This is a genomic window from Paenibacillus sp. 01T422, assembly GCF_056398785.1.
In genome coordinates, this window is the sequence record NZ_JBFTQB010000599.1 from 1 (window position 1) to 6,066 (window position 6,066).

Annotated in this window: 7 protein-coding genes and 1 other RNA gene; 2 read left to right on the top strand and 6 right to left on the bottom strand. The window is 46.1% G+C overall.

Going from position 1 to position 6,066, the window contains the following annotated elements; translation table 11 throughout:
- A partial coding sequence (locus AC1DUA_RS26840; protein ID WP_477502677.1) for a YpuI family protein occupies positions 1–484 on the bottom strand: 484 nt, incomplete at its 3' end.
- A gap of 173 nt (positions 485–657) precedes the next feature.
- Here AC1DUA_RS26840 and AC1DUA_RS26845 point away from each other — a divergent pair.
- Both AC1DUA_RS26845 and AC1DUA_RS26850 read left to right on the top strand, forming a co-directional pair.
- Complete coding sequence (locus tag AC1DUA_RS26845; protein WP_477502678.1) at positions 658–2,172, top strand: S8 family serine peptidase; 1,515 nt, start codon at positions 658–660, stop codon at positions 2,170–2,172.
- A 56-nt stretch (positions 2,173–2,228) separates the two neighbouring features.
- Positions 2,229–2,420 (top strand): hypothetical protein, encoded by a 192-nt coding sequence (locus tag AC1DUA_RS26850; protein WP_477502679.1) that lies wholly within the window; start codon positions 2,229–2,231, stop codon positions 2,418–2,420.
- A 106-nt stretch (positions 2,421–2,526) separates the two neighbouring features.
- Here the strand turns inward: AC1DUA_RS26850 and rnpB are convergent.
- The 5 genes from rnpB to AC1DUA_RS26875 form a co-directional block, all read right to left on the bottom strand.
- An RNA gene (gene rnpB, locus AC1DUA_RS26855) (RNase P RNA component class A) lies at positions 2,527–2,944 on the bottom strand.
- Positions 2,945–2,999: 55 nt separating this feature from the next.
- Positions 3,000–4,109, bottom strand: a complete 1,110-nt coding sequence (locus AC1DUA_RS26860) for a Nif3-like dinuclear metal center hexameric protein (RefSeq protein ID WP_477502680.1) — start codon at positions 4,107–4,109, stop codon at positions 3,000–3,002.
- Entirely contained in the window at positions 4,085–4,852 is a 768-nt protein-coding gene (locus tag AC1DUA_RS26865) for a tRNA (adenine(22)-N(1))-methyltransferase (RefSeq protein ID WP_477502681.1), read from the bottom strand. Before AC1DUA_RS26865 ends, AC1DUA_RS26860 begins: the two co-directional genes overlap by 25 nt.
- A 3-nt stretch (positions 4,853–4,855) precedes the next feature.
- The gene (locus tag AC1DUA_RS26870) at positions 4,856–5,686 is read right to left on the bottom strand and encodes a hypothetical protein (protein ID WP_477502682.1); all 831 of its coding nucleotides are present in this window, start codon (positions 5,684–5,686) and stop codon (positions 4,856–4,858) included.
- A 112-nt stretch (positions 5,687–5,798) separates the two neighbouring features.
- Positions 5,799–6,066: sigma-70 family RNA polymerase sigma factor (locus AC1DUA_RS26875; RefSeq protein ID WP_477502683.1), on the bottom strand; the 268-nt coding region annotated here is incomplete at its 5' end.

Here is a 6,066-nt window from a genome sequence, read left to right on the forward strand (position 1 = left end):
GCATACGGCGCTGCGTGATGTAATCTGTCTCATAATAAGACAGATCTTCGCGAAGCTCTTCGAATACTTTGGACAACTCAATTGTTAAATCACGCACTTCACGAGAAGGCTTTTTACGGAAACGGATTGCATCTTGTCCAGTATAAGCATAACGGCCATCCTCGGAATAACATTCATTCTTAGGATAGAAAAATGTATTCACACAAGTATGATATACCTCATACAACACTTTTTCCGAAAAATCAACGTTAAAAGTTGGACGTCTCAAGCTCACGCCCAATTTCTCGTATGCCACTTCACAAAAAACTAGTAGATGACGCGTATCTTGGAGATAACCACGATAAAATTCATCCATAGCGGGATCATTCTCTACATTGAGTTGTGAAAGCGAATTTTGGTTCAGAAACAGCTCCATTTTGGCGGTAGTTTCTTTTAGCTTCGTACGCGTTGAATCACAAATATTTTTTACATTAAAAACAGCCATTTATGAAGACCTCCTCTAATTGCGCTATTCCTATCCTACCATAAATTAACCTGAAAAGGTATATGTAAAACTCCCGATTCCATGCATAAAAGAATCCTCCGAACCTCACTCTAATCTAAGATACTGTGTTCGCCGACAGAAGCGGAGAAACGAGTTAAGAAGGAGGACTATCGATGTGGCGTTATTTATCTTCTATTGGTCTAGTTCTTGGTTTAGGTATCGTACTTTTTCCCCACCACTCTAATAATGAGAATACACCCGGTCCTGAAGTGTACAGTGCGAAGTATGAGACGGATCAAAAGCTGTCTTTACTTCAGCAAGATGTTAAGCTAACTGATGATTTATGTCGATCCCAGTGCTCTATTGATTACACGAAAATGCTTTCCCAAATCGAATCAGGTGAGTCCGCGGCCAAAGTTCTCGGAGATATGAGGATGCAGCATGAAAAAATGGACGTTCTGATTTGGACAAAAAATAAGCAGGCTTTGGATCAAGGAATTAAAGTTGGAGAGATCCCTGCTTCCTATAAGGAGCAAGCAAGCACTTATTTAGCAGAGGCAAAAGCAGCTACAGAATCTGGCAAGCATTATCAGTCTCCTAAATTTGGAGCTGCGCAGCAGGTGTTTTTTGTTCAGGGAACTCCTTCTACAGACGGTAACTCATCCCTTATTGGTGTTATTCATCAGGATATTCTTCATCAAGTAACAGACCATCAGATGAAAAATTTACGTCTCGAGCCTTATCCGAACGAAAATCGTTGGAAAGTCGAGTCCGTAGATACAGATACCCTAAAAGACAAAGTGGTTGATCATCCAGAGGACAATCAAGGTACAAGCCACTATCATCAAAACGAAGTTGTCGTTAAGTTCAAGAAGGACCCTACCGAGGCACAGCTATCTCAAATCAAATCAGAGATCAAAGCCAATTCGATGCAAAAACTAGGCTATACGTATGTTTTCCGCACGGAAGGCATGGAAGCAAAAGCTTTAATGGCTTATTTTAAGAAATGGGATGTTGCTTATGTGGAGCCTCATTTCTTATATTTGACCAATGATTACTATGATGATCAAGAGGCCGCCGACGAAAAAGATTCAAGCGACTATACGGATAGATCAGATAGTACAGATAGTACAACAAACCCTGATGAAACAACGAGCATTGCGCCGAATTTCAAGCCTAATGATAATTTGTATAGCCGGTATCAATGGAACCTGCCACTGATTGAAACCGAACAAGGTTGGCAGGTGAATCGAGGCACCAAGGATGTGATTGTGGCTGTCGTAGACACCGGCGTGGACTTAGAGCATCCAGATCTTAAAGGCAAGCTTCTGCCTGGCTATAATGTGATCAGCGGTGATGATAAGCCGCAAGATGATGTTGGACATGGAACTCACGTGACTGGAGTCATCGCTGCTCTGGTTAATAATAACTTAGGTGTAGCAGGGATAACCTGGTATAACAAAGTGCTGCCGGTTAAAGTGCTAGATCAAACCGGGGCAGGAAGCACTTATTCCGTTGCTCAAGGCATTATCTGGGCTGCTGATCATGGCGCCAAAGTGATGAACTTAAGCTTAGGCAACTATGCAGACTCCGGATTTCTGCACGATGCTATCAAATATGCGTATGACAAGGATGTGGCGTTGATCGCCGCGAGCGGTAATGATAATACAGAAAGGCCTGGCTATTAGCAGCTTTAATCCGCTCTACGAATCCTAATTTGAAAAATACGGAAGTATATCAAATTATGCGGGATACTGCCCAAGATATTGGTACCGCGGGTCATGACAAATATTTCGGGTACGGTCTGATAGATGTCGTCAAGGCCGTTCAAAAAGCAGAAGAACAACCGAGCATCGGCTTCGATTGGCCGTCGCATTGGTTTCGGCAGATGAATCTTGTATCCAAGAAATATGCAGGAGTTGATATGCATAAATAAAAAAAGGCTACCCTATGGTTTCGATTTTTTCGATACCTAGGGTGGCCTTTTTGGTTCATGAAAATATAATACCCGCAAAGCCGAAGCCTTGCGGGTAACCGACAGTATGGAAAGTTTGCCGTAAGCCGGGTTCTGTACTTCCGGTGGTCATAACGGGCGTCTGTCCCCTGCCACCATTGAAGCGACAATCATCTATCTAGGCCATACATTGCTGCACAGCTCAAGCGACCAACCCGAACGCGTCTCAGGCGAAGACTGCTGTCTCGAAGACGGCTAGCGTTCCTCTAGGTCTTGCTCCAAGTGGGGTTTACCAGGATCTATGTCACCATAGAACCTCGTGGTCTCTTACACCACGGTTCCACCCTTGCCTGATCTCATCCGAAGATGAGCCATCGGCGGTCCATTTCTGTGGCCCTATCCTTCAACTCGCGCTGACTGGACGTTATCCAGCACCCTGCCATATGGAGCCCGGACTTTCCTCTCGCTGTGGCTTACCCACAGCCAGCGATTGTCTGTCAAACTTTCCGATGCATTTGCTAGTATACYAGGAATGCCCCAGAATTACAACTAGCTATTTGCCTACATGAATTGGAAAGGTTCCGTATTCACTTCGGATGCCAGCACCTGCGTATCCGTTTTGGCTAATTGCGCGGCGAGATAGTCCGCCACGCCGCGCTTCATGATCTTCTCGACGTTGTGCCCAACGTCGATCAACGTAAGCCCTGCCGCGAGTGCATCATGCGCGGTATGGTAGTCAATGTCGCCGGTGACCAGCACATCGGCGCCGGCAAACATGGCGTGCCGCATATAGCGGCCGCCGGAGCCACCCAGCACGGCCACCTTGCGGATAGGCCGTGTTAGATCACCGACGACGCGCACCATCGGCACGTCGAACGCCGTCTTCGCGAGCTCCGTCAGCTCGCGGAGCGTCATCGGCGCGGGCAGCTTGCCCACGCGCCCGAGACCGAACACTCTACCCTTGAGATCCATCGGGTAGAGGTCATAGGCCACCTCCTCGTAGGGGTGGGCCTTCAACATTGCCTGGACCGCCTTGCGCTGGACGTTGGCGGTTACGATCGTCTCAACGCGTACTTCTTGTACGCGTTCAAGCTTTCCTGCTTCCCCGATATACGGGTGAGTCCCTTCCTGCGGAAGGAACGTTCCCGTTCCGGGGATGTTGAAGCTGCAGTGGCTGTACTGCCCAATCCACCCCGCTCCCGCGGTGAAGAGGGCATCCAGCACGGCCTGGTGGTGCGTCTCAGGTACGAAGACGACTAGCTTCTGCAGCTTCTCTGTATGCACATCCTCCAGATGGGTAAGCTCCTTAAGGCCGAGCTTATCTGCCATCATGTCATTGACGCCGCCTTCCGCCACATCCAAATTTGTATGTGCGATATAGACAGCGATGTCGTTTTTGATTAATTTTTCATAGAGTCGGCCTGCTGGCGTATCCGTCTGAAGATGAGCAAGCGGCCTGAAAATGATCGCATGATGGGCAATAATGAGATTAGCTCCAAGGTGAATCGCTTCGTCCACCACTTCATCGTTGACATCCAGTGCAACCAGCACCTTCTGGATCTCCTTCTGCAAGGAGCCTAACTGCAAGCCAATTTTGTCATCAGGCATCGCATAATGCTTGGGTGCCAGCTGCTCAAACAGCTGAATTACGGTTTGACCTTTTGCAAACAAGCGAGTACCTCCTTTATTTCCTTGATCTCTTGGACGATTTGCTCTGCTTTTGCTGCGGATGCTTCCGCTGATGAAAGCTTTAATTGGCCTTCAATCATCGCCAATTTCTGCAATTCGCTATCCCACTTGCTGAACCACACCTCAGGAGCTTCTTCTAATAAATAAGGTCCCATTTGGAGCAAACGCTCCTTGCTCACAATAATTCCACCTGACAGTGTACGTTCAGCATAGAGGGCTTCCTGTGCATTCTTGTCTTGAGCAGCATGACTTGCTGTTGCCGTCAAAATCTCATAAATCTTACCGTCTTCTTCGAGTATTGCTTCCGCATCCAAGCTCCAGCCTTCTGCAAGCAGCCACTTGCGAACTTGGTCTTCCCCAACATTGGGTTGTAAAATCAAATGAGTGACACCTTCTAGCTTCTGCTTTCCAGCTTCTAAAATGCTTGCCATCAAGCTTCCGCCCATACCGGCAATTGTGATCACATTCACTTCACCTGGTTCAATAACCGCCAAGCCATCGCCAGATCTTACACTTATTTTTTTAGACAAACCGCTCTCAAGTACTTGACGTGTTGCTGCCTCGAAAGGACCAGGATTGACTTCACCTGCTACGGCAAACACAATAATGCCTTGTTGCGCCAAATAGGTCGGCAGCAAAGCATGATCAGAACCAATATCCGCAACCTTTGATCCTACAGGCACACGATCTGCAATCATTTGCAATCTTTTCGATAATTTTACCATTTGTTAAACGACCCACTCTACCCATTTTTTACGCAGCAAGAAAAACGCCGCGCCCGCAGTGACTAACTTCCCTGTAAACGATAATTGAATGACGCGGGAACTCATATCAACATCCGTTAGAAATGTCATCGCTTCAGGAATAAACCAAACCAAAACGCCGACAACTAAAAGCACACTTGCTGCTTGCTTATTGGTATGATGCGCAAGCCAAGCAATCCATATAAGTACAATACTAACTGGAATCCAACTAATTTCAAGAGAGAACCAACCTGGGTTGCTCAGTTTTTGTAAAAGCAGCCAACCATAAGTTCCAACCAGACCTAACCAACCGCAGAATTGGAAAATTCCCATTTTCCCAATGACCCCATTGATTAACCAGACTACACTACAAAAAGCCAAATAACCAATATACGTATACGGAGAACTCACCTTATACATATCCATTAAATAAAGCCCCAACAGCAGCAAAGCAATGGAAGAAACACCGCAAAGCAGATAAGAAATCACTGGGGATTTAGTAAATTGACGATACGCAAACGCATAACAAACGATGACAAAAAGTGCGGAAATTCCAATTTGCATTGGCATTCCAAAAGAGTTAAAATTAAGAGCAGATAAGGCCAGAGCGGCTATGACCGCCATTATGCCTAACCATATTTTCCAAGAACTGTTTGTAATTGAAGAAGCAGAAACCCCCATGATTGAAGCAGGTTTCGGTGTGGTTTCATCCATGTACAAATTCATCAGAAAATCACAGTAGTGTTCAGGAAGCAATTTGCTTCTCCGCCAGTGATCGATTTCTCTGACTATTACTTTTCGTTTCTCTGTATCCATATCATCGCTCACCTTCCTACTACTTTATCGGTGATTTCATGCTTAGGTTTTAGTAGTACTTTTCAAATAAAAAAAGACCCCGCCGAAACTGGCAGGGCCCTCTCACAGCGATTTATTCTAAGAAATCCTTCAGGCGTTTGCTACGGCTAGGATGTCTCAATTTACGCAAAGCTTTTGCTTCGATTTGACGAATTCGTTCACGTGTAACACCGAATACTTTTCCTACTTCTTCTAGTGTGCGTGTACGACCATCATCTAGACCGAAACGTAAGCGAAGCACATTCTCTTCTCTCTCAGTCAACGTATCCAATACGTCCTCTAGCTGTTCTTTCAGAAGTTCATAAGCAGCAGCATCTGCCGGCGCTAGCGCTTCTTGGTCT